General features: G+C 70.5%; 2 protein-coding genes. Both read left to right on the forward strand.

Translation table 11 applies throughout. The annotated features are described in order from the left end of the window. Positions 1–220 precede the first annotated feature (220 nt). Positions 221–763, forward strand: coding sequence for a hypothetical protein (locus FNQ90_RS24820; RefSeq protein ID WP_182608383.1), 543 nt, complete (start codon positions 221–223; stop codon positions 761–763). 18 nt (positions 764–781) lie between these two features. Then, on the forward strand, positions 782–979 hold a 198-nt coding region (locus FNQ90_RS24825; RefSeq protein WP_407699442.1), incomplete at its 3' end, for an ATP-binding protein.

Consider the following 979-nt stretch of genomic DNA (forward strand, 5'->3'; position numbering starts at 1 on the left):
GGCCCCACCCGTCCCCCCGGGCGTTCCTGTCCCACCGGTTCCTTTTCACGCACAGCGCCGTCAAGAGGATTTTCGGCCCCGGCGTCACCCCCGGCCCGGAAAATCCCGGGATTCGACCACCGGTCCAGGAATGCGACCCCACCCGTTCGGTGTCGGTGAAGGAGACGGGATTTTCGAAACGAGGTGGTGGTGACCACCGTGGTGACGGAGCATGGCTCACATGTCGAGGATGAGGATCTCGCCGGGCGTGCCGCGTTGGGCGGCCCTGGCGGCCCATGCCGTGCCGTTGCTCACGTTGCCGTCGGGGCTGTGGCGGATCGCCCTGGCCGCCGGTCTCCCGGTCTCCGAAATCTCCCTGCGCGACGGCCGGGAGGTGCTGTACGTCGTCTCCCTCTCCGTGCTCCTCGGAGCACTGGCGCTCCTGACGCTCGGACTGGTACAGCCCTGGGGTGAGGTCGTGCCGCGCTGGATCCCGCTGCTGGGAGGTCGCGGGGTGCCTCCGCTCGCGGCGACCGTCCCGGCGCTGTTGGGTGGGATCGCGCTGGCCGGTCTGTTCTCCCGGGCGTTCCATTCCCACTGCACCGGGGTCGGTCAGGAGGCTATCGGCACCCCGGCACAGTACGCCCTGCTGTGGCTCTGCTACCTCCCCCTGCTGGCCTGGCCACCGCTTCTGATATCCGTGGCCATCGCGTACCACCGACGCCGGACGGCCTTCCCCCTCCCGAGGGGATCGGGTTCACCGAGCCGTGGCGGTACGAGCTGAACCTCCCCACGATCCCGGGTGCCGGGCATCGCCCGCACCACCCTGCGGGTCGTGCTCCGCTCCCACGGCCTGGACGAACTCCTCGACCGCGCCGAGTTGTTGGTCTCCGAGCTGATCACCAACGCCGTGTGCCACACCGGCGGCCCGGCCTCCCTCGTCCTGCGGTGGACCCACCCCGCGCCGCGGATCTCCGTCCGGGACACCGACCCGAACCCC

The sequence above is a fragment of the Streptomyces alkaliphilus genome, from assembly GCF_014141535.1.
Classification (GTDB): Bacteria; Actinomycetota; Actinomycetes; order Streptomycetales; family Streptomycetaceae; genus Streptomyces; species Streptomyces alkaliphilus.

Bases quoted from the DNA above. Each gene is read 5' to 3' on its own strand.
- FNQ90_RS24820 (WP_182608383.1), top strand. From the start codon at position 221: ATGTCGAGGATGAGGATCTCGCCGGGCGTGCCGCGTTGGGCGGCCCTG.